This window comes from Bradyrhizobium sp. (genome assembly GCF_047605465.1).
Classification (GTDB): Bacteria; Pseudomonadota; Alphaproteobacteria; order Rhizobiales; family Xanthobacteraceae; genus Bradyrhizobium.
The window spans coordinates 1-21914 of the sequence record NZ_JASGFS010000072.1 but is presented as its reverse complement, the minus strand read 5'-3'; the positions used below and the strand labels follow the sequence as shown (position 1 = coordinate 21914).

The window sequence follows — 21914 nt, the reverse complement described above, 5'->3', positions numbered from 1 at the left end:
GGTTACACTCCGGATGAAAGTTTCAGGATCGCGTAGGTCGAGGCGAGTGCGACGGCGATCGCGAAGAAGTTGTTCAACATGACCGAGACGAGCTTCAGCTTCTCGTTGTGGACGTAGTCCTCGATCACGACCTGCATGCCGATCTTCATGTGCCAGGCGCTGGCGAGGATGAAGAGCAGCAGGATCACGGCGATCGGCAGCGAGCCGAGGATCTGCGCGGCGCCGGCCTGGTTGCGGCCGAGCAGCATCATGATGATCACCAGCACGGGGATCATCAGCAGCGTCATGGCGACGCCGGTGATGCGCTGGCGCCAGAAATCGGACGTGCCGGAATGCGCGGCGCCGAGATTGCGGACGCGGCCGAGCGGGGTGCGCATGCTGCGCTTCGGCGAATCGGTCGCGCTCATCGTCCACCTCCGATCGCGTAGGCGATGATCCAGATCAGCACCGTCAGGACGATGCCGCCGATCAGCGCGCCCCAGGTCAGCGCTTCGCGCTCATTGGCCTTGAAGCCGAAGCCGAGGTCCCACACGAAGTGCCGGATGCCACTGAGCATATGGTGCATCAGCGCCCAAGTGTAGCCGAACACGATCAGGCGCCCGATGATGCTGCCGGTGAAGGCCTGGACATTGGCATAGGCGGCCGGGCCGGAGGCCGCCGCGATCAGCCACCAGGCCAGCAGCAGGGTCCCGAAATAAAGGGCGACACCGGTGGCGCGATGGACGATGGACAGCGCCATCGTCAGGGTCCAGCGGTAGGTTTGCAGATGCGGTGAAAGCGGTCGTTCGATCCGTGCGGTCATGGGCTTTGATGTTTTATGGCGGCCCAGCAGGGGGCGCGCGGGGATCGCGAAAGGTCGGCTCTATTTACGGAGTCGATTCCGCCTGCGCAATCACCAAATCGCCATAAATCGAACCGTGGTTCAGCGCTACCGCGTTGATGAAACAGGGCCAATCCGGAAGCTGGTATACCAGTGCAATGGTCGACCGGCGTATAAGTGAATCAATAATCATTTCTTTGTGGCGGGTCCGGGCGCATTGAAATCACTATTGGAACGCCTCTAATCCGGTGCGAACCGCTCAGGTTTCGAACCAGTCAGTTCATCGCCTCCATGCCGGGCCTCCGGCCGGCTGAGACCGCCCGAACCGCTCCTCGCGGCGTCGCGCGCGTCCCGGTCCGGATATGCGCAACCTGCATTCCACCCCAGCCGGAAGGCGTGACGTGTCGACCGGAGAGGGCGGATCGCCTAGAGCACCGCTGGCAGCGCCTCTTCGTCAGCGAATCGGGCAGGCTGCGATCAGCCGCCGGGGGCAAATCAGGTGATTGCAGGTCTCGACATCAAGGAAGTCGTCGAACTCGCGCTGCTGTTGATCGGGACCGGCGCGCTGTCCGGATTCCTGGCCGGCGTGTTCGGCATCGGCGGCGGCGCGATCCTGGTGCCGGTGTTCTACGAATGCTTCCGCATTGCCGGCGTGCCGCTCGAGGTGCGGATGCCGCTCTGCGTCGGCACCTCGCTCGCGGTGATCATCCCGACCTCGATCCGGTCGTTCCAGGCGCATTACAAGCGCGGCGCCGTCGACTTGACCATCCTTCGCGTCTGGTGGCTGCCGATCGTGATCGGCGTCGTTGCCGGCAGCGTCGTCGCGCGCTACGCGCCGGAGCGGCTGTTCAAGATCGTCTTCGTCTGCGTTGCCTATTCGGCGGCCGCCCGGCTCGTCTTCGCGCGCGAAGGCTGGAAGTTCGGCGACGATCTGCCGAAGGGCCCGTTGATGCGCGTCTACGGCTTCTGCGTCGGCATCCTCTCGACGCTGATGGGCATCGGCGGCGGGTTGTTTTCGAACCTCTTGATGACGTTCTACGGCCGGCCGATCCACCAGGCCGTGGCGACGTCATCGGCGCTCGCCGTGTTGATCTCGATTCCCGGCGCGCTTGGCTACATCTACGCCGGCTGGCCGGCGGCCGCGACCTATCCGAGCGTTGCCGCGCTGCAGGTCCCGTTCGCGCTCGGCTACGTCTCGCTGATCGGGGCCGTGCTGGTGATGCCGATGAGTCTCGTCACCGCACCGTTGGGTGTGAAAGCCGCGCATGCGATGTCGAAGCGAACGCTCGAAGTGGCGTTCGGCTGCTATCTCTTCATCGTCGGCAGCCGGTTCGTGATGAGCCTGGTCGGCGGACAGTAGCCCTGCCCACTCGGTCATTGCGAGCGCAGCGACGTCATCCGGAATCCCTGAGCGGCGACAGTCCGGATTGCTTCGTCCCAAGAGCTTCGCGCAATGACGGCGAGAGTCATCGCCGGACGGGTCAGCCGGAGGCGTCACCCACCACGGTCTATTTCTTCGCGTAGATGTCCTTGTAGGTGTCGCGCAGGACGTTCTTCTGAACCTTGCCCATGGTGTTGCGCGGCAGCTCGTCGACGACGAAGACGCGCTTGGGCATCTTGAATTTGGCGAGTCGTCCGTCGAGCGCGTTCAGCACCGAAGCCTCGCTCACCTCGGCGCCCTTGTTGCAGACGAGAACCGCCGTCACGCCCTCGCCGAAATCGGCGTGGGGCACGCCGATCACGGCGGATTCGATCACGCCCGGCATGGCGTCGATCTCGCTCTCGATCTCCTTCGGGTAGACGTTGAAGCCGCCGGAGATCACGAGATCCTTGCCGCGGCCAAGGATGTGGACATAGCCCTTGCCGTCGATCTTGCCGAGGTCGCCGGTGATGAAGAAGCCGTCGGGGCGGAATTCGGACTTGGTCTTCTCCGGCATGCGCCAGTAGCCTTTGAAGACGTTCGGGCCCTTGACCTCGATCATGCCGATCTCTTCGCGCGGCAATTCCTTGCCGGTCTCGGGCTCGGTCACGCGCACGGAGACGCCGGGCAGCGGGAAGCCGACTGCGCCGGGCACGCGCTCGCCGTCATAGGGATTCGACGTGTTCATGTTGGTTTCGGTCATGCCGTAGCGCTCGAGCACGGCATGGCCGGTGCGCGCCGACCATTCGCGATGGGTTTCGGCCAGCAGCGGCGCCGAGCCCGAGATAAAAAGCCGCATGTGCTTCGTGGTCTCGCGCGACAGCGCGGGATTCTGCAGAAGCCGTGTATAGAAGGTCGGCACGCCCATCAGCACCGTGGCGCGCGCCATCAGCTTGATGATCAGGTCCGGATCGAGCTTCGGCAGGAAGATCATCGACGCCCGCGAAAACAGCGTCACGTTGGTCGCCACGAACAGGCCGTGCGTGTGGTAGATCGGCAATGCGTGGATCAGCACGTCCTTGTCGGTGAAGCGCCAGTAGCCGACCAGGCTCAGCGAATTCGACGCGAGGTTGTCGTGGGTCAGCATCGCGCCCTTGGAGCGGCCGGTGGTGCCCGACGTGTAGAGGATCGCGGCGAGATCATCGCCGGCCCGCGACACCGTGGTGAACTCGCTGCTCGCCTTGTCGGCGGCCGCGGTCAGCGAGCCCTTGCCGTCAGCCCCGAGCGTTTCAACCCTGGCCTTGACCTTGGCGGCGATCGGGGCGAGGCCCTCGGCCTTGGAGGGATCGCAGACCACCAGCGACGGTTCGGCGTCACCGATGAAATAGTCGAGCTCGTTCAGCGTATAGGCGGTGTTGAGCGGCAGATAGACCGCGCCCGCCCGCACCGTGCCGAGATACAGCACGATATTCGCCACGGATTTCTCGACCTGCACCGCGACGCGATCGCCGGGCTTCACGCCGCGAGCGACCAGCACATTCGCCATCTGCCCGGCCCGCGCGATCAGATCGCCATAGCTGATATGGGCGCCGTCCTGCGTCTCGATCGCGAGCCGCTTGGGATCGTCGAGGCCGTCGAACAGGCGGGAAAACAGATTGGCGTTGGCTGCTTGGTTCATGCAAGATTTCCTCGACGGCAAGGCTCGTAAGACAAGGCCGGTCAAAACCGAGGGCTGGATTAGCAAAAACCGCCCCAATGAAGCAACGGAGACAGTTGGCATGACCAAGAATGGGAAACGCGTGGCCTGGGTCACGGGAGGCGGCAGCGGGATCGGGGAGGCCGGCGCCGAAGCGCTCGCGGCCGACGGCTGGACGGTGGTGATTTCCGGCCGCCGCAAGGATGCCCTGGATGCCGTGGTCGCGAAGATCGCCAAGGCGGGCGGGTCGGCCGAGGCCCTCGCGCTGGACGTGTCCGACGCGGCCGAAGCCCAGAAGGCGGCCGATCGGATCGTCGCCAAGCATGGCCGGATCGACCTGCTGGTGAACAATGCCGGTATCAATGTCCCGAAGCGCAGCTGGAAGGACATGGAACTGGACGGCTGGGACAAGCTGGTCCAGGTCAATCTCAACGGCGTGCTCTATTGCATGCGCGCGGTGCTGCCGACGATGCGCAAGCAACAGGACGGGTCGATCATCAACGTCTCGTCATGGGCCGGCCGTCACGTTTCGAAGATGCCGGGTCCCGCCTACACCACCACCAAACATGCGGTACTGGCGCTGACCCATTCCTTCAACATGGACGAATGCGTCAACGGGCTCCGCGCCTGCTGCCTGATGCCGGGCGAGGTGGCGACGCCGATCCTGAAACTGCGGCCGGTGGTGCCGAGCGAGGCGGAGCAGGCGAAGATGCTGCAGTCCGAAGATCTCGGCCGCACCATCGCGTTCATCGCGAGCATGCCGCCGCGCGTGTGCATCAACGAGCTGCTGATCAGCCCGACGCACAATCGCGGTTTCATCCAGACGCCGCACAATCGGGATTGAGGCGCGGCAAACGGCCGCCACGGACACAACTGCCGCAGGGTGGGCAGAGCGAAGCGTGCCCGCGAAATGTATCAGGCCGCGACAGATGGTGGGCTCGGCGCTTCGCGCCTTGGCCCACCCTAAGGCACCGTCAGCACGGCTTGCGCGTGCATCTCGCACCGCGCGACGTTTTTCCGGGCGACAGCCACGTATGTCGGGCGCTTCTTCGCACACGGACGCGCCGCCGCGAAGTTTCACGCATCACAAAGAATTTTTGTCCGAAACCAGCCCGCGAACCCTCCCGTAGTTCGGCCAACGACGGCGCTGCTGCCTCACGCAAGAAAGCCGCAAGCGCCGTTGTTGCCCCAACGCAAAGACCGGCGATCGCCGGTCACAATCCAATCGGGAGAGTTTCCATGTCGAAGCGCATTGCCTATCTCGCCGCCGCAGCCTTCAGCGCCCTGGCCATCACCGCGACCGTGGTCGCGCCCGTGCGGGCCGAGGAGAAGACCGTCATGGTCGGCGGCGCCGCGATGTTCCCGTCGAAGAACATCGTCCAGAACGCGGTCAATTCGAAGGATCACACCACGCTGGTTGCAGCCGTGAAGGCCGCCGGTCTGGTGCCGACACTTGAAGGCAAGGGCCCGTTCACGGTGTTCGCGCCGACCAACGCCGCCTTCGGCAAGCTGCCGGCCGGCACGGTCGACAATCTCGTCAAGCCCGAGAACAAGGCGACCCTGACCAAGATCCTCACCTACCATGTCGTGCCCGGCAAGCTCGAAGCTTCCGACCTCACCGACGGCAAGAAGCTGAAGACCGCCGAAGGCGAGGAACTGACGGTGAAGAAGCAGGATGGCAAGACCTGGATCGTCGATGCCAAGGGCGGCACGTCGATGGTGACAATCTCCAACGTCAACCAGTCGAACGGTGTGATCCATGTGGTCGACACCGTGCTGATGCCCGCGACGTAACACCGCGGCGTCCTCTTTCATTCCCGAAACAGGATGCGACGAAAAGGCGGGCCGGGCGTCCCGGCTCGCCTTTTTGTGACCGCGACGTCCCGCCGATTCCGATCCGATGGCGGCTCCGGCGTAACGAAAGCGGAGCGACCGGCGTATATTCGCTGACACGCGGCCTCAGGACGGAACCACCATGTCGAGCCTCACCGTAACCGACGATCAGGTCAGGGCCACTCCGGCCAAAGTGATCCAGCCGGCCTGGGTCCGCATCATGCACTGGGTCAACGCCCTCGCCATGATCCTGATGATCCTGTCGGGCTGGCAAATCTACAACGCCTCGCCGCTGTTCGGTTTCAGCTTCCCGCGCGAGTACACGCTCGGCGGCTGGCTCGGCGGCGGCCTGCTCTGGCATTTCGCGGCGATGTGGCTGCTGATGATCAACGGCTTCGCTTATCTGGTCACGGGCTTCGCGACGGGCCGCTTCCGCAGGAAGCTCCTGCCGATCACCCCCGGAGGCGTGCTTCACGACGTCAGGGCGGCGCTGACCTTCAGGCTCGGCCATGACGACCTCACCGTCTACAATTACGTGCAGCGCCTGCTCTATGCCGGCATCATCGTGGTCGGCGTGCTGATCGTGCTGTCCGGCCTGTCGATGTGGAAGCCGGTCCAGCTCTATTATCTGGTGATGCTGTTCGGCGACTATCCGACCGCGCGCTACGTCCATTTCTTCTGCATGGCCGCGATCTGCGCGTTCCTCGTCGTCCACGTCCTGCTCGCGCTGCTGGTGCCGAAGAGCCTGCGCGCGATGATCATCGGACGTTGAGGGGAAACAGCCATGGCCAAGCGCTCGTTCCTCATTCCCGGCATCGACAAGCGGCTGCTGATCAAGGACTCGCTGAAGACGATGCCGGACCTCACCCGCCGCCGCTTCATCGCCGGCGGCGCCAGCCTCGGCGCCTTGACGCTGCTCACCGGCTGCGACGTGGTCGATTCGTCATCGGCGGAAACCCTGCTGGCGAAGGTCTCGAAATTCAACGACGCCGTGCAGGCGCTCATCTTCAATCCGGATGCGCTCGCGCCGACCTTCCCCGAAAGCGCGATCACGAAGCCGTTTCCGTTCAACGCCTATTACGATCTCGACGACGCGCCGGAGGTCGACGGCGACGACTGGAAGCTCGAGGTCCGCGGCCTCGTCGACAACAAGAAGTCCTGGACGCTGCCGGAATTGCACAAGCTCCCGCAGGTCACCCAGATCACGCGTCACATCTGCGTCGAGGGCTGGAGCGCGATCGGAAGCTGGACCGGCACGCCGCTGCGCGATTTCCTCAAGCTGATCGGCGCCGACACCCGCGCGAAATATGTCTGGTTCCAGTGCGCCGACAAGGACGGCTACAATTCGCCGCTCGACATGCGCACGGCGCTGCATCCGCAGACGCAGATGACGTTCAAATACGCCAACGAGATCCTGCCGCGCGCCTACGGTTTCCCGATGAAGATCCGCGTGCCGACCAAGCTCGGCTTCAAGAACCCGAAATACGTGGTCTCGATGGAAGTCACCAACGACTACAAGGGCGGCTACTGGGAGGACCAGGGCTACAATTCATTCAGCGGGAGTTGATGGCTCGTCATTCCGGGGCTCGCGAAGCGAGAACCCGGAATCGATCGGGTCACAGCGTTGATGGATGAATTGATTCCGGGTTCGCGCGGTGCGCGCCCCGGAATGACAGCTAGGCAGGTCCCACCTTGCGCTGGCACAGCGCCGCCACCGCGCCGAGCGCGAGCAGTGCCGCCGACACGTTCAGCGCATAGGACAGGCTGCCCAGCGCATCGGTGATCGCGCCGACCGCCAGCGGTCCCAGCGTCTGGCCGATGCCGAATGAGATCGTCATCGCTGCGATCGCGGTCGGCCACATCTCCGGCGGATAATTGAAGCGCACGAAGGCGGTGGTCGAGCTGACCACGGCGAAGAAGGCGACGCCGAACACCACCGCCGAGACCGCGAGCCACGCCGTCGAATGTCCGAGCATCGGCAGGCCGGCGCCGATCGCGTTGGCGCCGAGGATGATGGCGGTCGCGAGCCCGCCGCGATCGAGCGCGAGCACGCGGCGCCAGACCCAGGGCGTCACGAAGGCGCTGATGCCGATCAGGCCCCAGAACGACGCCTGCGCCGTCGCATCGCCGCCGCCGTCGCGCACATAGGCGATCATGAAAGTCATGTAGGCGATATAGCCCGCGCCGAACAGGAAGTAGCCGGCGAGGTAGAGCAGCACGGGGAGGATCGCGAATGACGCGCGGCTCGCCTCGGCGAAGCGCGCGCTGCTCTCGATGCGGATCAGGAACAGCGGAACGGTCATCGCCGCGGACAGCAGCGTCAGCGCCCACCACACGATCCACCACGAGCCCGGCCCGAACCATTGCAGCGTGAACGGCGCGATCAGGCCGGAGCCGAGAATGCCGATACCGGGCCCGGCGTAGAACAGGCTGAGCAGGAAATTCGCCCGCTCGGGATGCGACTGCGCGATGGTCGCGGCCAGCGCGCCGCCGGCGACGAAGCCGAGGGCGGCGCCGATGCCCAGGACGAGACGCGCCAGGCTGAGTGCGACGAAATTGCCGGTCAGCGCGCACACCGCGAGTGCCGCGAGGCAGGCCAGGGTTCCGCCGCGGATGGCGACCGACCAGCCGACGCGCCGGATCAGCCGCGAAGCGATCAGCGCGCCCACGAGGTAGCCGACGGCGTTGATGGTGTTCATGAAACCGGCCGCCGAATACGACCACTGCAGCGACTCCCGCATGTCCGGCAGCACCAGCGCATAGGCAAAGCGGCCGATGCCGAGCCCGACCGTCGCGGCCAGCGACAGGATCAGGATCAGCCGGGCGGGACGGTCGTGGATCTGGGGGCGGTCAGGGGCGTGCAAGGGGGGACTCCGGCGCGCGCATAGTGGCAGGCCCTGCCGGCCTTGCACAGCCGCGACGCGGCAATGGTGTCTTGCCAAGCGCGCAACACCGCTCTAGCACTCCGGCCGAATTCATCCCCGTTCGTCATGCCCGGGCTCGCCCCGGGCATCCCGTCTCTGAGAAGGCTGGATTGCCGGGTCAAGCCCGGCAAGGACGAGAAAATCTGAGGTGACGACCATGGCGACCCACAAACTGCTGCTGCTCCCCGGCGACGGTATCGGCCCCGAGGTGATGGGCGAGGTGAAGCGGCTGATCGACTGGCTCAATGCGGCCGGGATCGCCAAGTTCGAGACCGACACCGGCCTCGTCGGCGGCTCCGCCTATGATGCGCACAAGGTGTCGATCTCCGAGGGCGACATGGTCAAGGCCAAGGACGCCGACGCCGTGATCTTCGGCGCGGTCGGCGGTCCGAAGTGGGATGCGGTGCCCTATGAGGTGCGCCCCGAAGCCGGCCTGCTGCGCCTGCGCAAGGATCTCGGCCTGTTCGCCAATCTCCGCCCGGCTGTGTGCTACCCGGCGCTGGCGGATGCCTCCAGCCTGAAGCGCGAGGCGATCGAGGGCCTCGACATCGTCATCGTGCGCGAGCTCACCGGCGGCGTCTATTTCGGCGAGCCCAAGACCATCACCGATCTCGGCAACGGCCAGAAGCGCGCCATCGATACCCAGGTCTACGACACCTATGAGATCGAGCGCATCGCCCGCGTCGCCTTCGACCTTGCCAAGGTGCGCAAGAACAAAGTGACGTCGATGGAGAAGCGCAACGTCATGAAGTCCGGCGTGCTCTGGAACGAGGTCGTGACCCAGGTCCACAAGCGCGAATATGCCGACGTCACGCTCGAGCACCAGCTCGCCGATTCCGGCGGCATGATGCTGGTGAAATGGCCGAAGCAGTTCGACGTCATCGTCACCGACAATCTGTTCGGCGACATGCTCTCCGACATCGCGGCGATGCTCACCGGTTCGCTCGGCATGCTGCCCTCGGCCTCGCTCGGCGAGGTCGACGTCAAGAGCAAGAAGCGCAAGGCGCTGTACGAGCCCGTGCACGGTTCGGCGCCGGACATCGCGGGCCAGGGCCTCGCCAATCCGATCGCGATGATCTCGTCCTTCGGCATGGCGTTGCGCTACTCCTTCGACATGGGCGCGCTTGCCGACAAGGTCGATGCCGCGATCGCCGCGGTGCTCGCCAGCGGCCTGCGCACCGCCGACATCAAGTCGGAAGGCACGACCGCGGCCTCGACCACGCAGATGGGCGAAGCGATCCTGAAGGAACTGCAGAAGCTGCACGCGTAGCGGCAAGCACCGCAATCGCAAGGGGTGGGCGAAGCGACAGCGTGTCCACCCCTTCGATCGCGACGTCGAGAGATGGTGGTCGCGGCGCTCGGCGCCTTTGCCCACCCTGCCGTGCCGTCCCCTACGACACCTCAGGAGCCGCTTTATGGATGCGCATCGCCCCAAGATCGCGGAAACGATCGTCCATGAAACGGTACGCCAGCGCGAGGCGCAGATCGGGCGGCGTTGCGAAATTCTCGCCAACACCCGCATCGAATATTCCGCGCTCGGCGACTATTCCTATCTCGGCGAGAATTGCGATGTCGCCGATGCCGTGATCGGAAAGTTCACGGCCATCGCCAATTCGGTGCGGATCGGCGCGCCGAATCATCCGATGGGCCGTCCGTCCCAGCATCGCTTCACCTATTGCCCGGAATATTACGAGGCGACAGCGTCCCGCGACCGCGATTTCTTCGCGGACCGCCGCGGCGACCGCGTCGTCGTCGGCAACGATGTCTGGATCGGCCACGCCGCGATCCTGCTGCCGGGCGTGACGGTCGGCGACGGCGCGGTGATCGGGGCGGGCGCGGTCGTCAGCCGCGATGTCGCACCCTACACCATCGTCGGCGGTGTTCCCGCGCGTGCCATCCGCAAGCGCTTCGATGACGCTGTCGCGGAGAGCCTCGGCCGTATCGCCTGGTGGGATTGGCCGGACGACCTCATCTTCGAACGTCTCGCCGATTTCCGCTCCGAGGCGATCGAAGACTTCTGCCGGCGTTACGACCCGGCGGCCAATTCGTGAGGCTGCTCCGGCCGGAGACCTGACGGGCCTCGTCTCTCTCTCTCTGCGACACAAACAAAAAGGCCGGGCGCAAGCCCGGCCTCTTGATTCGGTCGTGAGGTCCGCCTCAGTACAGCGGGAAATTCTGCGGATAGCCGCCGACGTCGGACGGCGGGCTGAGCGGCTGGCGATCAATCGGCCGGTTGAGGTTCTCGCGGGCGAAGGACGGATAGCCCACGGCCGGCGGGAAGGCATAGTCGCTGAACTTGCGGTCGCCCGGATTGACCTCGGTGCCGCCGTCGAGCCAGGAGCGCTTGCTGACGTAAATGCGGGTGCGACCCTGCTGGTAGACCGCGTTGGGGCCGCTCGGACCGTAATAATGGCGGCCGCGATCGTCGTAGCGCTGCTTGGTCTTGGTGTCGGCCGAGGCCGGCGTCGCGAGGGACGACACGGCAAGAACGGCGCCCGCCGCAAGCCAGGTCGCCAATTTGTTCGCCGCAGAGAATTTCGAGCTCATCACGTCCCCTTCAGGCGGCAGGCCGCCAGTCGAATTTCATTCCCATACTAGCCCGGTCGGGGCGGCCGCAACTAGGTCTATTGGGTCACACCATGGCGGAATAATCGTGCGCGCTGGCAAAAGTTGCATCAATACCAGCTACTTGAGCTTGATGCCGGTCAAAGCGCTCCGCGCAATTGCGCGTTGTCGACGCCCAGGAGCCAGTCCGCCGAGCCCGCCAGGCTGCACGGCTTCCGTTTGAGTTCGGCGTGGGCGAAGAATTCCGCGAGCTTCGGCTCGTTGCCGGAGGCCAGAAGTGTCAGCCGGTTCAGCGTGCAGGCGATCGCCGCGCGCTGGGCGGGCAGGGTGTCGCCCTGGCAGGAGAAGCCCGAAATCTGCAGCGCCGGCTCCTCGTTGCGCTTGAGATAGCCGAGGCAGGCCTGCGCTCCCTTCGCCGTGCCGGTGGGCCGGAACAGGACGACGGGGCCGAACTTCGTGTCGATGAGGCCGGCCTGTTCGAGCGGGGTGTCCCCGGCGATGCCCATCCGCGCGGCGAGGTCGGCGGTCGCCGGACGGGTCACGTCGAATTCGCCGCCCTCACGGTAGATGTCGAGCTCGGCTAGCTGCCTGTCCGCATCGCCGGTCCAGCGCAGGACGTCCCGGCGGCCACCTTCGGGGTGCCGGAAAATGGTGTAAGATACTGTCTTGTCTGATGAATCGAGCTTGCTGAGGGCGAAGGCCGGGTGCGACCGCTCGGCGACGCTCCACCCCGGCTTCGGCGCGGACTCGTCGCGCAGGTCGGGCAATTGGCCCAGTGCCGCGAGGCCGAGGATGGCAAACAGGGCGAGCGCCCCCACATAGGCGAACAGGCGCGCCAGCGTGCCGACGACTTCGTCGGCGAAGCCGGCCAGCGCCAGATGGATGGCAGTCCAGGTGGGAGGTGCGGCCGTGCTGGCCTCAGGCGATTGCATCCACGGCCTTCAGGCATGGTCCAACGTTGTCTTGAGGCCGGTTCTCGCATAGAAGCGCTGCTCTTCCTGTTTAAGCATCAGCTCGCGGGAAGGGCTTTTTCGTCGGAGAGTGAACGATGGGTTACAAAGTCGCAGTGGTCGGCGCGACCGGCAATGTCGGGCGGGAAATGCTCAACATCCTGGACGAGCGCAAATTCCCCGCAGACGAGGTCGTGGCCCTGGCGTCGCGCCGCAGCGTCGGCGTCGAGGTCTCCTATGGCGACCGTACGCTGAAGGTCAAAGCGCTCGAGCACTACGACTTCTCCGACGTCGACATCTGCCTGATGTCGGCGGGCGGCTCGGTGTCGAAGGAATGGTCGCCGAAGATCGGCGCCGCCGGCGTCGTCGTGATCGACAATTCCTCGGCCTGGCGCATGGATCCGGACGTGCCGCTGATCGTGCCGGAAGTGAACGCGGACGCCACCAAGGGTTTTGCGAAGAAGAACATCATCGCCAACCCGAACTGCTCGACCGCGCAGCTCGTCGTCGCGCTGAAGCCGCTGCACGACAAGGCGACCATCAAGCGCGTCGTCGTCTCGACCTATCAATCGGTCTCGGGCGCCGGCAAGGACGCGATGGACGAATTGTTCTCGCAGACCAAGGCCGTCTACACCAATGACGAGCTGATCGCGAAGAAATTCCCCAAGCGCATCGCCTTCAACGTCATCCCCCACATCGACGTCTTCATGGAGGACGGCTACACCAAGGAAGAGTGGAAGATGATGGCGGAGACCAAGAAGATCCTTGATCCCAAGATCAAGCTCTCCGCCACCTGCGTCCGCGTTCCCGTGTTCGTCGGCCACTCCGAGGCCGTCAACATCGAGTTCGAGAACCCGATCACGGCCGACGAGGCGCGCGAGATCCTGCGCAAGGCGCCCGGCTGTCTCGTCATCGACAAGCAGGAGCCCGGCGGCTACGCCACGCCCTACGAGGCGGCCGGCGAGGACGCCACTTACATCAGCCGCATCCGCGAGGACGCGACGGTGGAGAACGGTCTCGTGCTGTGGTGCGTGTCGGACAATCTGCGCAAGGGCGCTGCGCTCAACGCGATCCAGATCGCGGAAGTGCTGATCAACCGCAAGCTGATCAGCGCGAAGAAGAAGGCGGCGTAAGAGCCGGCCCAGGTCTCGCAGGGTGGGCAACGCGAAGCGTGCCCGCCACCTGTGCTTCGCCGCGACAGTTGGTCGGCACCGCGCGTTGCGCCTTTGCCGAGCTGCGAGATTGTCTGCCGCCGTCCACTTCGCCTCGTCCTGAGGAGCCCGCCATCGGCGGGCATCTCGAAGGATCGCCAAACGCGAAGTCGGAGCCTCATGGTTCGAGGCGCGCGTTTCGCGCTCCTCACCGCGACGGCTTTTCGGCGCGGTTGCGCTAGGTCACGCTCCGCGCGCTCTTGAATTCCTTGGTCGCCTTGTCGAGCACGAAGAGAGTTCCCTCCGCGACGCCGAAATAGGCGCCGTGCGTCTGCATCTGGCCGCTCTCGACCGCCTTGCGCACGAACGGGAACGTCATCAGGTTCTCGAGGCTGCGGAACACGGCCGCCTTCTCGATACGCTCGACGAATTGCGCCATCGTCTCGTGGTCGCGCTGCTCGACCACTTCGCCCGGCTTGATGAACATCTGCATCCATTTGCCGATGAAATCGCCGGGGGTGAGCGGCTCGATCTTGTCGACGAAGGCGCGGATGCCGCCGCATTGCGCGTGCCCCAGCACGACGATGTGCTTCACCTTCAGCACCGTCACGGCATATTCCAGCGCGGCCGAGACGCCGTGCGCGTTGCCGTCGGGCTGATACACCGGCACCAGGTTGGCGATGTTGCGAACGACGAACAGCTCACCCGGACCGACGTCGAAAATCACCTCGGGCGAGACGCGGCTGTCGCAGCAGCCAATCACCATCACTTCGGGGAACTGTCCCTTCACCGACAGCTCGCGATAGCGGCTCTGCTCGGTCGGCAGCCGCTGGGTGGCGAAGGCCTTGTAGCCTTCGAGCAAGGACTTCGGGAATGTGATCATGGCCTATGCCTAACCATATACCGCAGGGGTGAACAAGCCTTTCGAATAGGCATGCCAGATGCTATCGCCTCCGGGGAAAGATCGCTCGAGGAAACCGCAAGGAACGCCTGCATGACCCGCCCGCGCCGCAGCCATTTGTTCATGCCCGGCTCCAACCCCCGCGCGCTGGAAAAGGCGCGCAATCTCGCCGCCGACGGCCTGATCCTCGATCTGGAAGATTCCGTCGCGCCCGATGCCAAGGCGGTGGCGCGCGACCAGATCGCCGCCGCGATCGCGGCCAAGGGCTTCGGCAAGCGCGAGATTTTGATCCGGACCAACGGCCTCGACACCCCGTGGTGGGCCGACGACGTCGCGATGGCCGCCAAGGCGTCGCCGGACGGGATCGTGGTTCCAAAGGTGTCGAGCGTCGAGGACCTCCAGACCATCGGCAACCGGCTCGCCGAACTCGGCGCCGCGCCGACCGTCAAGGTCTGGGCCATGATCGAGACCGCGCGCGCGGTGCTGCATGCGGAGGAACTGGCCGACGCCGGTCGCGATTCCAGCACGCGCCTGTCCGGCTTCGTGTTCGGACCGAACGACATTTCGCGGGAAACGCGCATCAAGATGCTGCCGGGCCGCGCCGCGATGATCCCGATGATCACCCATTGCATCCTGGCGACGCGCGCCCATGGCCTCGAGATGCTCGACGGCCCCTATAGTGACATCGCCAATCCGGACGGCTTCGCCACCGAATGCGCGCAGGGCCGCGATCTCGGCTTCGACGGCAAGACGTTGATCCATCCGTCGCAGATCGAGGCCTGCAACGCCATCTTCACGCCGCCCGAGGACGAAGTCGCGCGCGCACGCAAGATCATCGCGGCGTTCGAGCTGCCCGAAAACGTCTCGCGCGGTGCGATCCGGCTCGATGGCGCGATGGTCGAGCGCCTGCACGCCGACATGGCGCGGCGCACGATCGAGATCGCGGATGCGATCGCCGCGATGAGCAAAGGCTGACGGGCGCGAAACTCCGGCCGACATGCCGCCGAATCGATGTCTCGTCGCGATGGGCCCGCGGCCTGCCTGAGGCGTTCGAGCTGCTCGCTCATGGAAGCGTGACCGCGTCGTCACGGCAGTATGGTTGACTCGCGTGAGCAAGAGGCTGCAGGATGCGGCATTGCATATTCTGGTTGTGATCCAAGACGGTTTCAGTTGAACTGATAAAGCTTCGAGCGCGCTCTGAGGGGTCCTCATGACGGCACTTGCGGAGACTATCGATACAAGCCTGGTCGACGAGCTCACCGCGCATGCGGTCGCGAGCATCGAAGCGGCCGATCATTTCTCCTCGCCCTTTCCCCACATCGTCTTCGGGAATTTCTTTCCGAAGGATTTTTACCGCGACCTGATCCGGAACATCCCCACCCAGGGATACGATCCGATCACGGGCACGGGGACCCGCATGGCGCTGCGCCTCTACGGCGAGAACGTCGACAAGATCGATGCGTCGCTGCGGCCCGCATGGGCCGCGGTGTCGGCCATGCTGACGTCGGAGAGCGTCACGCAGGCCATCCGCAGGAGACTTCATGACGGGCTGGAGATCCGGGCCCGCGGCGACAAGGTGGCGAGTGCCGCCGACCTGACCCTGGTCGCAAAACCGGTGGTCTACGTCGACCGCGACGGCTACCAGATCAAGCCGCATCCGGACACGCGCAAGAAGGTCGTGACGATGCAGCTCTATTGTCCGCCCGACGCCAGCCAGGAGAATTTGGGAACGACGCTCTATCAGGCATCCCTCAAGGGCCTGTTTCACGTCGGCTCCTATTGCCTCGAGCCAGTGAAGACGATCCCGTTCCTGCCCAATGTCGGATACGCCTTCGTGGTGCTGAAGGCCTATCATACGCTGACCCGGATGAGCTGGCATGGCCGCCCGCCGATCCAGACCGATCGCGACCGGATCAGCATCCTCAACACGTTCTACATGAACGAAACCGTCGGCTTCTGATCGCTCGGGCTGATTTGGCCGGGCGATGCGTCCGCGCGACGTCGCCGTCTTACCGCGGCGTGAGATCGGCGCGGTCGAGCGCTTCCAGCGTCGATGCGTTGTCGCAATAGCCGTGGTAGTTCGCTGCAGCGGTGCCGCTGGCGAGATCGCGGTCGCACTGTCCCTTGTGGTGGCAGAGCGAGCAGACCCGCTCCATGTCACGCAGCAGCAGGGGCTGCGCGCGGCCGAGCCGCTCGGCGCTGATCCCAAGCTGTTCCAGCATCTTCGGCAGTTCGTCGGCAGCGTGCCTGCCGTGACGAACCAGCTGCTCGAGGTCGTCAGGCGCGATCTTGAGGTCGTGCGCGATGCGGTCGAAATCGGAGCGGTCGAGCTGCCGGATCTCGCTCAGCTCGCGGCGGTGCTTCAGCCAGCCGGCGAAGGATTCGATGAGGTCCTGGACAACGGGGTAAGATTTGCTTGCGGTGCTCATGCGAAGCTCCATTCGGACAGCGGAATGGAAGCAAGACTAGGCACAATGGTGCAGAAGCGCGTTGCGCTGGATCAAATCCAGCCCGCATGTCCCGGACGCGCTGCGGCCTGCAACGCTGCTGCGCAGCGCCGGACCCATCTCGCCGCATCAGCGAGGCTTCGGACCGGCAGCGCCAAGAGAGCTACGCGAACCGCTCCGTCGCCCAGGCATACAGGCTGCCCGCGATCGGCGGCTGCTTGCTGCGTCCCTTGCCGGAAATGTGCAGGCCGATCACCTTGGGGTCGGTGACGATGCCGAGATAGCTCGACGGTTCGAAAAAAAGTCTCGGCTCGGCATGCACGGCGTAGAAGGATTGTTTCGGCAGCGCCTGGTGCAACTCGCCGGTACGGCGGGCAAGCGCCGTCAGCGCCGCGGGTCCGAAGATCGCGATGCGGATGTCGGACAGACGGTTCGATCCGCCGCGCAGGCGATGCATCGCAAAGGTGAGGCGATGGCGCACCGACAGCCAGTTCGGCGTGAGCTCCTCCTGCTCCATCAACTCCTCGAAGGCGCGAACGATGCCGTGTTCAGCCGGCAGATAGATCACGGAATTGCCGAGCTGCCGCGGCCGCTCCCAGGCGAAATAGGGTTTTGCCGGATCGATCGCGACGGGCTTGAGCAGCAGCACGTCGGCGTCGAGCCAGAGGCCGAGGCCCTTGGCCATCAGCTTCATGCGAAAGAAGTCGCTGAACTGAAGCGTGGTCCAGTCGCGCCAGCTTCCGTCCGGCTGCGGCGGCCGCAATCGTTCGGAGAAGGCGTGCGGCAGGATCGCCTCCGCGTCCGCGTTGCCGACGCCGGCAGGCAGGCCGGGGATCGGATCGAAGCTGTAGACCGTGACCTTGTGGCCGGCGACGAGCTGCGAGCGCAGACAGGTCTGGCGCAGTGCGTCCATCGGGCCATGCCAGAACGTGACGATGTCGGGAAGCATGCGTCGAAGCTATCAGCGGTTCTGCGAAAGACGAAAGGGCAAAGAAAAAGCCCCGGCATCCTGATGCCGGGGCTTGAACCGAAATCGTACTCAGGCCCAGGCGCGTTCGCGCTTGAGCTTTTCCTCGTAGGTGTCGATCGACGACTTCTTCTCCATCGTGAGGCCGATGTCGTCGAGGCCGTTGATCAGGCAGTGCTTGCGGAACGGATCGATCTCGAACTTGACCTTGCCGCCGTCGGGACCGCGGATCTCCTGGTTCGGCAGGTCGATCGTCAGCGTCGCATTGGCGCCGCGCTCGGCATCGTCGAACAGCTTGTCGAGATCTTCCTGGGAGACGCGGATCGGCAGGATGCCGTTCTTGAAGCAGTTGTTGTAGAAAATGTCGCCGAACGAGGTCGAGATCACGCAGCGGATGCCGAAGTCGAGCAGCGCCCAGGGCGCGTGCTCGCGGCTGGAGCCGCAGCCGAAATTGTCGCCGGCCACCAGCACCTTCGCGTTGCGATAGGCAGGCTGGTTGAGGACGAATTCCGAGTTCTCGCTGCCGTCGTCCTTGTAGCGCTGCTCGGAGAAGAGTCCCTTGCCGAGGCCGGTGCGCTTGATGGTCTTGAGGTACTGCTTCGGAATGATCATGTCGGTGTCGACATTGATGATCTTCAGCGGTGCCGCGACGCCTTCCAGCGTGGTGAACTTGTCCATGATTGCGCTTCCCGGATAGGGTTCAGGGGAACGGCTGTTTATCGTGATTGGAGGCCGAATCCTAGGCCGAATTCGGCAGGTCTAGTCTGCTTGAGCCTCGATCGCGGCCATATCGTCGTCCGAAAGGCCGAAATGGTGGCCGATCTCGTGGATCAGGACGTGGCGGACGATGTGGCCGATCGTTTCATCGTGCTCGGCCCAGTAGTCGAGGATCGGCCTGCGGTAGAGCCAGACCATGTTGGGCAGCCGCGCCACGTCGCCGAGGCTCTGCTGCGGCAGGCCGATGCCCTGGAACAGGCCGAGCAGGTCGAACTCGCTCTCGCACCCCATCTCGTCCAGGACCTCCTCGGTCGGGAAGTCGTCGACGCGGAGGATGACGCCTTCGCAGAGCTTGCGAAACTGTGCCGGGAGGCGCTCGAAAATGTCGTGCGCCACCACTTCCATCTCAGCCAGCGAGGGCGCTTTCAGGTCTGTCCACATGGGTCTGTCTTAGAGCGTTTTCGAACGACGTGGCTACCGGTTCGCAGAAAGAAAACGCGTCGAAGCACGAAGCCGGCGCCCCGTTCCCACTTCATCGGAACGGATTTGGCGCCGGCGTGGGTTCCACGGCCATGCATCCGGCTTTATAAGCGCGGCGAGGTTGACGCGCGCCGCCAAAACGGGGAGCGTACGGCACCTCGACAGGGGACGTTTCAGGTGGGTGGCACGATGCGGGCGGGAACAGCGCTTCTACTTTGCATGGGGTTGTTTTCGCAGTTTTGCGTCGATGCCCAGGCCCAGACGGCCGGCCCGGAGATCCGGCTGGCCCAGGCGACCTCGCCCGATGCTCCGCCGCCGCGCAGGCGGCCGCCGCCCCGTATCCGTGTGACGCCCTATTACAGCCCGGACGGGGTCTATCCGCGCTACAATCCGGGCCCGGACGCGGTCCGTGAGTGCAACGCGACCTATGTGCAGGAATTCCGGCCGAGCGGCACGGTCATCGTGCCGCATATGAGCTGTTACTGGCGCCGGGGCTGACGCGGCGAACGCCGGGCCTCTCTGGCTTGCAGGCGGTCGCGTGATGCCCGCAAGTCGAGGGCGGAGATCGTCATGATGAAATGGATGGCGTTGGTCGTGATCGCCGGGCTTGCCGCCGGACTGCCTCGCGCGTCCATCGCGCAGGGCGCGCGGACGCCGGATGCCTCGGCCGGAACCGCGATCTTCGATGCGCGTCGGCATTCAACGTACATCGACGTCGCGCGGCACACGCCGCCCCGCGATCCGCATTATTACGCGCGGCCTGTCTACTACCGGCCTTACGCCTACGGCGTGCCTGTGCCCTTCGTATTCGGCTACGGGCCGTGGTGGCGCTAGCTACCAGGCGCAAATCCGTTGACCAGCAGCACGACCGCCTCCGCGCCCGCCTTGCGATCGCGCGAGATCTCCACATAGTCCGGCGAGTTCGAGAACGCGGCAAACGCAGCCTCGTCGGGAAACGACATCATCACGAGCTTGTCGAACGGCCACTTGCCCTCGATCTGGCGCGGCGTCTCGTCGGCCGCGAGCAGCCGTCCATTGAATTTCCTGAACACGTCGAAGAAGCGCGCTTGATAACGGTCGTAGGCCGCGCGGTCCTTCATCTTCAGTTGTGCGATCGCGTAGACAGTCATCCAGAAATCCTCCCGTCAGAGATCTTTCCGTCACGGAACTGCGCCGAAACGGTTGCCGCGAACGCCGTCGTTCATTCATGACGCGTTCACGTCGCTGTCCCTAATTTAACGTTGGGAGCGACCGCACATGAACAGCGATGATGCGCGCCGGGACGTCGCGTCGCAGCTGTTCGGATCAGGGAGAATTCCATGCGGATGAATTTGAGGCTCGGGCAGCGCCCGATGCGCCTGCTCGGGCTCGCGGCCATTGCCACGCTGATGCTGTCGGCCGGGACGGCGCGTCGTGCCGAAGCGATGACTCCCATCAATCCGGCGGCGCTGCCGGCCGCGAAGGCCGCGAGCGACGGCATGATCACGCAGGTTCGCCACGGCGGCGGGCATGGCGGTGGCGGACACGGTGGCGGCTTTCACGGTGGCGGCTTCCGCGGCGGCGGAGGACATTTCCATGGCGGCGGCTTCCGCGGCGGTGGCTTCCGCGCGGCGCGCGTCTATCACGGTGGCGGCTATCGCTATGGCGGATTCCGTCATTACGGCGGCTATCACCGCCATTGGGGCTATCGTCCCCATTACGGCTACCGCCATTTCCATCGGCGCTACTACGGCGGCTACTATCCGTATTACCAGTATCCGCGGCGCTGCAGGGTGGTCTGGACCTATTACGGTCCGCGCCGCATCTGCCGCTGGCACCATTGGCATCGCTGGCACCGTCCGTACCGCTATTGGTGATGTGAGGCGCGCGATTGATCCGCGCACGTCGCGGCCGGGCTCGTCCCGGCCATTCACGTTCCGGATTCTCGCAAGGATCGCGGATGCCCGGAGCGAAGCCCGGGCATGACGGCGCGCGCCGCTAAAGCCAGTTCTTGGGTTTCCACGATGCCGGCTTCCAGCGCATCAAGGTCTCGAGCTTCCACTGCTTGAACATCGCCGGCGGCCAGCGGCTGAGGCGCGAGGTTTCCTCGACCTCCGGCTTGGCCACGATCCGCAGCGGCGTCGCGCGGCGCCGGCGCTGGCGGGTCGCGTCGCTGATCAGGTCGACATATTCAGGCTTGTTGGCCATGGCTGCGTCCCCGCGAAATCGTCGCGAGGACGCAATGTCGGCGATGCCGATTAACCGCGGTTTGCCGCGATCGTTACAATTGCAGGCAGTCGCCTAGCGCCAGTCCCTGACGTCGACGAAGTGACCGGCGATCGCGGCAGCGGCGGCCATGGCCGGCGACACCAGATGCGTGCGGCCCTTGAAGCCCTGGCGGCCCTCGAAGTTGCGGTTCGAGGTGGAAGCGCAGCGCTCTTCCGGCCTCAGCTTGTCCGGGTTCATGGCAAGGCACATCGAGCAGCCCGGCTCACGCCATTCGAAGCCGGCCTTGATGAAGATCTTGTCCAGACCTTCGGCCTCGGCCTGCTCCTTCACGATGCCGGAGCCCGGCACGACCATGGCGTTGACATGCGCCGACACGGTCTTGCCTTCCGCGATCTTCGCTGCCGCGCGCAGATCCTCGATGCGGCCGTTGGTGCAGGAGCCGATGAAGATGCGGTCGAGCTTGATGTCGGTGATCTTCGTGCCCGCGGTCAGGCCCATGTACTTCAAGGCGCGATGCTTGGAGATGCGCTTGGCCTCGTCCTCGATCTTGTCGGGATCGGGCACGATGCCGGTCACCGAGATCACGTCCTCGGGGCTCGTGCCCCAGGTCACGATCGGCGGCAGCTTGGCCGCATCGAGCCGCAGTTCGTGGTCGAAATGCGCGCCCTCGTCGGAGCGCAGGCCTTCCCAATAGCGCAACGCGGCGTCCCAGGCGGCGCCCTTCGGCGACTTCGGACGGTCGCGCAGGAAGTCGTAGGCCTTATGGTCGGGCGCGACGAGGCCGGCGCGCGCGCCGCCTTCGATCGACATGTTGCAGACCGTCATGCGGCCTTCCATCGACAGGCCGCGGATGGCCTCGCCGGCATATTCGATCACCGAGCCGGTGCCGCCGGCC

The 21914-nt window shown here is 64.9% G+C and carries 27 protein-coding genes; 13 read left to right on the top strand and 14 right to left on the bottom strand.

Going from position 1 to position 21914, the window contains the following annotated elements; genetic code table 11:
- Positions 1-2 precede the first annotated feature (2 nt).
- Positions 3-407, bottom strand: a complete 405-nt coding sequence (sdhD, locus tag QM712_RS31770; protein ID WP_415027106.1) for a succinate dehydrogenase, hydrophobic membrane anchor protein — start codon at positions 405-407, stop codon at positions 3-5.
- The gene (sdhC, locus tag QM712_RS31765; protein ID WP_415027105.1) at positions 404-802 is read right to left on the bottom strand and encodes a succinate dehydrogenase, cytochrome b556 subunit; all 399 of its coding nucleotides are present in this window, start codon (positions 800-802) and stop codon (positions 404-406) included. The genes sdhD and sdhC overlap by 4 nt, the downstream gene beginning before the upstream one ends.
- Positions 803-1319: 517 nt before the next feature.
- Between sdhC and QM712_RS31760 the strand changes: the two genes are divergently transcribed.
- Positions 1320-2180 (top strand): sulfite exporter TauE/SafE family protein, encoded by an 861-nt coding sequence (locus tag QM712_RS31760; protein WP_415027104.1) that lies wholly within the window; start codon positions 1320-1322, stop codon positions 2178-2180.
- A gap of 148 nt (positions 2181-2328) precedes the next feature.
- Here the strand turns inward: QM712_RS31760 and QM712_RS31755 are convergent, their stop codons facing one another.
- Entirely contained in the window at positions 2329-3858 is a 1530-nt protein-coding gene (locus tag QM712_RS31755) for a malonate--CoA ligase (RefSeq protein ID WP_415027103.1), read from the bottom strand.
- 100 nt (positions 3859-3958) lie between these two features.
- Between QM712_RS31755 and QM712_RS31750 the strand changes: the two genes are divergently transcribed.
- The 4 genes from QM712_RS31750 (at position 3959) to QM712_RS31735 (ending at position 7276) form a co-directional block, all read left to right on the top strand.
- Complete coding sequence (locus QM712_RS31750; protein WP_415027102.1) at positions 3959-4720, top strand: SDR family oxidoreductase; 762 nt, start codon at positions 3959-3961, stop codon at positions 4718-4720.
- Positions 4721-5115: 395 nt separating this feature from the next.
- Positions 5116-5670: a fasciclin domain-containing protein gene (locus tag QM712_RS31745; RefSeq protein ID WP_415027101.1), complete on the top strand. Its 555-nt coding sequence runs from the start codon at positions 5116-5118 to the stop codon at positions 5668-5670.
- A 181-nt stretch (positions 5671-5851) separates the two neighbouring features.
- The gene (locus QM712_RS31740) at positions 5852-6481 is read left to right on the top strand and encodes a cytochrome b/b6 domain-containing protein (protein WP_415027100.1); all 630 of its coding nucleotides are present in this window, start codon (positions 5852-5854) and stop codon (positions 6479-6481) included.
- 12 nt (positions 6482-6493) lie between these two features.
- The gene (locus QM712_RS31735) at positions 6494-7276 is read left to right on the top strand and encodes a molybdopterin-binding protein (protein WP_415027099.1); all 783 of its coding nucleotides are present in this window, start codon (positions 6494-6496) and stop codon (positions 7274-7276) included.
- 109 nt (positions 7277-7385) lie between these two features.
- Here QM712_RS31735 and QM712_RS31730 read toward each other — a convergent pair whose 3' ends face one another.
- Positions 7386-8573 carry a YbfB/YjiJ family MFS transporter gene (locus QM712_RS31730; protein WP_415027098.1) on the bottom strand — a complete coding sequence of 396 codons (1188 nt, stop codon included), beginning with the start codon at positions 8571-8573 and terminating at the stop codon, positions 7386-7388.
- 217 nt (positions 8574-8790) lie between these two features.
- On the opposite strand from QM712_RS31730, the gene leuB reads away from it, so the two are divergent.
- Positions 8791-9903, top strand: a complete 1113-nt coding sequence (gene leuB / locus QM712_RS31725) for a 3-isopropylmalate dehydrogenase (RefSeq protein ID WP_415027097.1) — start codon at positions 8791-8793, stop codon at positions 9901-9903.
- 145 nt (positions 9904-10048) lie between these two features.
- Positions 10049-10684: a DapH/DapD/GlmU-related protein gene (locus QM712_RS31720; RefSeq protein WP_415027096.1), complete on the top strand. Its 636-nt coding sequence runs from the start codon at positions 10049-10051 to the stop codon at positions 10682-10684.
- 106 nt (positions 10685-10790) lie between these two features.
- Here QM712_RS31720 and QM712_RS31715 read toward each other — a convergent pair whose 3' ends face one another.
- Positions 10791-11180 carry a hypothetical protein gene (locus QM712_RS31715; protein WP_415027095.1) on the bottom strand — a complete coding sequence of 130 codons (390 nt, stop codon included), beginning with the start codon at positions 11178-11180 and terminating at the stop codon, positions 10791-10793.
- A gap of 158 nt (positions 11181-11338) precedes the next feature.
- Positions 11339-12130, bottom strand: coding sequence for a hypothetical protein (locus tag QM712_RS31710; RefSeq protein WP_415027094.1), 792 nt, complete (start codon positions 12128-12130; stop codon positions 11339-11341).
- Positions 12131-12246: 116 nt separating this feature from the next.
- Here QM712_RS31710 and QM712_RS31705 point away from each other — a divergent pair, with 116 nt between their 5' ends.
- Positions 12247-13281, top strand: coding sequence for an aspartate-semialdehyde dehydrogenase (locus QM712_RS31705; protein ID WP_415027093.1), 1035 nt, complete (start codon positions 12247-12249; stop codon positions 13279-13281).
- 256 nt (positions 13282-13537) lie between these two features.
- Here the strand turns inward: QM712_RS31705 and QM712_RS31700 are convergent, their stop codons facing one another.
- On the bottom strand, positions 13538-14182 hold the full coding sequence (locus QM712_RS31700) for a carbonic anhydrase (protein WP_415027092.1): 645 nt from the start codon (positions 14180-14182) through the stop codon (positions 13538-13540).
- Positions 14183-14293: 111 nt separating this feature from the next.
- Between QM712_RS31700 and QM712_RS31695 the strand changes: the two genes are divergently transcribed.
- Together QM712_RS31695 and QM712_RS31690 are read left to right on the top strand one after the other, a co-directional pair.
- Positions 14294-15175 (top strand): HpcH/HpaI aldolase/citrate lyase family protein, encoded by an 882-nt coding sequence (locus QM712_RS31695; protein WP_415027091.1) that lies wholly within the window; start codon positions 14294-14296, stop codon positions 15173-15175.
- A gap of 235 nt (positions 15176-15410) precedes the next feature.
- The gene (locus tag QM712_RS31690; RefSeq protein ID WP_415027090.1) at positions 15411-16160 is read left to right on the top strand and encodes a hypothetical protein; all 750 of its coding nucleotides are present in this window, start codon (positions 15411-15413) and stop codon (positions 16158-16160) included.
- A 49-nt stretch (positions 16161-16209) separates the two neighbouring features.
- Here QM712_RS31690 and QM712_RS31685 read toward each other — a convergent pair whose 3' ends face one another.
- The 4 genes from QM712_RS31685 to QM712_RS31670 all read right to left on the bottom strand — a co-directional run bounded on the left by QM712_RS31685 (position 16210) and on the right by QM712_RS31670 (position 18772).
- Complete coding sequence (locus QM712_RS31685) at positions 16210-16629, bottom strand: hypothetical protein (protein WP_415027089.1); 420 nt, start codon at positions 16627-16629, stop codon at positions 16210-16212.
- Positions 16630-16810: 181 nt separating this feature from the next.
- Positions 16811-17596, bottom strand: coding sequence for a hypothetical protein (locus QM712_RS31680; RefSeq protein WP_415027088.1), 786 nt, complete (start codon positions 17594-17596; stop codon positions 16811-16813).
- Positions 17597-17686: 90 nt separating this feature from the next.
- Complete coding sequence (gene leuD / locus QM712_RS31675) at positions 17687-18292, bottom strand: 3-isopropylmalate dehydratase small subunit (protein WP_415027087.1); 606 nt, start codon at positions 18290-18292, stop codon at positions 17687-17689.
- Positions 18293-18373: 81 nt separating this feature from the next.
- Positions 18374-18772, bottom strand: coding sequence for a metallopeptidase family protein (locus tag QM712_RS31670; RefSeq protein WP_415027086.1), 399 nt, complete (start codon positions 18770-18772; stop codon positions 18374-18376).
- A gap of 258 nt (positions 18773-19030) precedes the next feature.
- Here QM712_RS31670 and QM712_RS31665 point away from each other — a divergent pair, with 258 nt between their 5' ends.
- Entirely contained in the window at positions 19031-19309 is a 279-nt protein-coding gene (locus QM712_RS31665; RefSeq protein WP_415027085.1) for a hypothetical protein, read from the top strand.
- A gap of 72 nt (positions 19310-19381) precedes the next feature.
- Complete coding sequence (locus QM712_RS31660) at positions 19382-19645, top strand: hypothetical protein (protein ID WP_415027084.1); 264 nt, start codon at positions 19382-19384, stop codon at positions 19643-19645.
- Here the strand turns inward: QM712_RS31660 and QM712_RS31655 are convergent.
- Positions 19642-19941: a DUF1330 domain-containing protein gene (locus QM712_RS31655; RefSeq protein WP_415027083.1), complete on the bottom strand. Its 300-nt coding sequence runs from the start codon at positions 19939-19941 to the stop codon at positions 19642-19644. The genes QM712_RS31660 and QM712_RS31655 overlap by 4 nt on opposite strands.
- Before the next feature lie 189 nt (positions 19942-20130).
- Here QM712_RS31655 and QM712_RS31650 point away from each other — a divergent pair, with 189 nt between their 5' ends.
- Positions 20131-20667 (top strand): hypothetical protein, encoded by a 537-nt coding sequence (locus tag QM712_RS31650; RefSeq protein WP_415027082.1) that lies wholly within the window; start codon positions 20131-20133, stop codon positions 20665-20667.
- 121 nt (positions 20668-20788) lie between these two features.
- On the opposite strand, the gene QM712_RS31645 is transcribed toward QM712_RS31650, so the two are convergent.
- Together QM712_RS31645 and QM712_RS31640 are read right to left on the bottom strand one after the other, a co-directional pair.
- Positions 20789-20998: a hypothetical protein gene (locus QM712_RS31645; protein ID WP_415027081.1), complete on the bottom strand. Its 210-nt coding sequence runs from the start codon at positions 20996-20998 to the stop codon at positions 20789-20791.
- Positions 20999-21091: 93 nt separating this feature from the next.
- Positions 21092-21914: aconitase family protein (locus tag QM712_RS31640; RefSeq protein ID WP_415027080.1), on the bottom strand; the 823-nt coding region annotated here is incomplete at its 5' end.

What these genes read in the sequence shown, in the direction of transcription:
- sdhD (WP_415027106.1), bottom strand. Translation starts at nt 407, where the DNA reads ATGAGCGCGACCGATTCGCCGAAGCGCAGCATGCGCACCCCGCTCGGC.
- sdhC (WP_415027105.1), bottom strand. Translation starts at nt 802, where the DNA reads ATGACCGCACGGATCGAACGACCGCTTTCACCGCATCTGCAAACCTAC.
- QM712_RS31755 (WP_415027103.1), bottom strand. Translation starts at nt 3,858, where the DNA reads ATGAACCAAGCAGCCAACGCCAATCTGTTTTCCCGCCTGTTCGACGGC.
- QM712_RS31750 (WP_415027102.1), top strand. Translation starts at nt 3,959, where the DNA reads ATGACCAAGAATGGGAAACGCGTGGCCTGGGTCACGGGAGGCGGCAGC.
- QM712_RS31745 (WP_415027101.1), top strand. Translation starts at nt 5,116, where the DNA reads ATGTCGAAGCGCATTGCCTATCTCGCCGCCGCAGCCTTCAGCGCCCTG.
- QM712_RS31740 (WP_415027100.1), top strand. Translation starts at nt 5,852, where the DNA reads ATGTCGAGCCTCACCGTAACCGACGATCAGGTCAGGGCCACTCCGGCC.
- QM712_RS31735 (WP_415027099.1), top strand. Translation starts at nt 6,494, where the DNA reads ATGGCCAAGCGCTCGTTCCTCATTCCCGGCATCGACAAGCGGCTGCTG.
- leuB (WP_415027097.1), top strand. Translation starts at nt 8,791, where the DNA reads ATGGCGACCCACAAACTGCTGCTGCTCCCCGGCGACGGTATCGGCCCC.
- QM712_RS31720 (WP_415027096.1), top strand. Translation starts at nt 10,049, where the DNA reads ATGGATGCGCATCGCCCCAAGATCGCGGAAACGATCGTCCATGAAACG.
- QM712_RS31715 (WP_415027095.1), bottom strand. Translation starts at nt 11,180, where the DNA reads ATGAGCTCGAAATTCTCTGCGGCGAACAAATTGGCGACCTGGCTTGCG.
- QM712_RS31710 (WP_415027094.1), bottom strand. Translation starts at nt 12,130, where the DNA reads ATGCAATCGCCTGAGGCCAGCACGGCCGCACCTCCCACCTGGACTGCC.
- QM712_RS31705 (WP_415027093.1), top strand. Translation starts at nt 12,247, where the DNA reads ATGGGTTACAAAGTCGCAGTGGTCGGCGCGACCGGCAATGTCGGGCGG.
- QM712_RS31700 (WP_415027092.1), bottom strand. Translation starts at nt 14,182, where the DNA reads ATGATCACATTCCCGAAGTCCTTGCTCGAAGGCTACAAGGCCTTCGCC.
- QM712_RS31695 (WP_415027091.1), top strand. Translation starts at nt 14,294, where the DNA reads ATGACCCGCCCGCGCCGCAGCCATTTGTTCATGCCCGGCTCCAACCCC.
- QM712_RS31690 (WP_415027090.1), top strand. Translation starts at nt 15,411, where the DNA reads ATGACGGCACTTGCGGAGACTATCGATACAAGCCTGGTCGACGAGCTC.
- QM712_RS31685 (WP_415027089.1), bottom strand. Translation starts at nt 16,629, where the DNA reads ATGAGCACCGCAAGCAAATCTTACCCCGTTGTCCAGGACCTCATCGAA.
- QM712_RS31680 (WP_415027088.1), bottom strand. Translation starts at nt 17,596, where the DNA reads ATGCTTCCCGACATCGTCACGTTCTGGCATGGCCCGATGGACGCACTG.
- leuD (WP_415027087.1), bottom strand. Translation starts at nt 18,292, where the DNA reads ATGGACAAGTTCACCACGCTGGAAGGCGTCGCGGCACCGCTGAAGATC.
- QM712_RS31670 (WP_415027086.1), bottom strand. Translation starts at nt 18,772, where the DNA reads ATGTGGACAGACCTGAAAGCGCCCTCGCTGGCTGAGATGGAAGTGGTG.
- QM712_RS31665 (WP_415027085.1), top strand. Translation starts at nt 19,031, where the DNA reads ATGGGGTTGTTTTCGCAGTTTTGCGTCGATGCCCAGGCCCAGACGGCC.
- QM712_RS31660 (WP_415027084.1), top strand. Translation starts at nt 19,382, where the DNA reads ATGATGAAATGGATGGCGTTGGTCGTGATCGCCGGGCTTGCCGCCGGA.
- QM712_RS31655 (WP_415027083.1), bottom strand. Translation starts at nt 19,941, where the DNA reads ATGACTGTCTACGCGATCGCACAACTGAAGATGAAGGACCGCGCGGCC.
- QM712_RS31650 (WP_415027082.1), top strand. Translation starts at nt 20,131, where the DNA reads ATGCGGATGAATTTGAGGCTCGGGCAGCGCCCGATGCGCCTGCTCGGG.
- QM712_RS31645 (WP_415027081.1), bottom strand. Translation starts at nt 20,998, where the DNA reads ATGGCCAACAAGCCTGAATATGTCGACCTGATCAGCGACGCGACCCGC.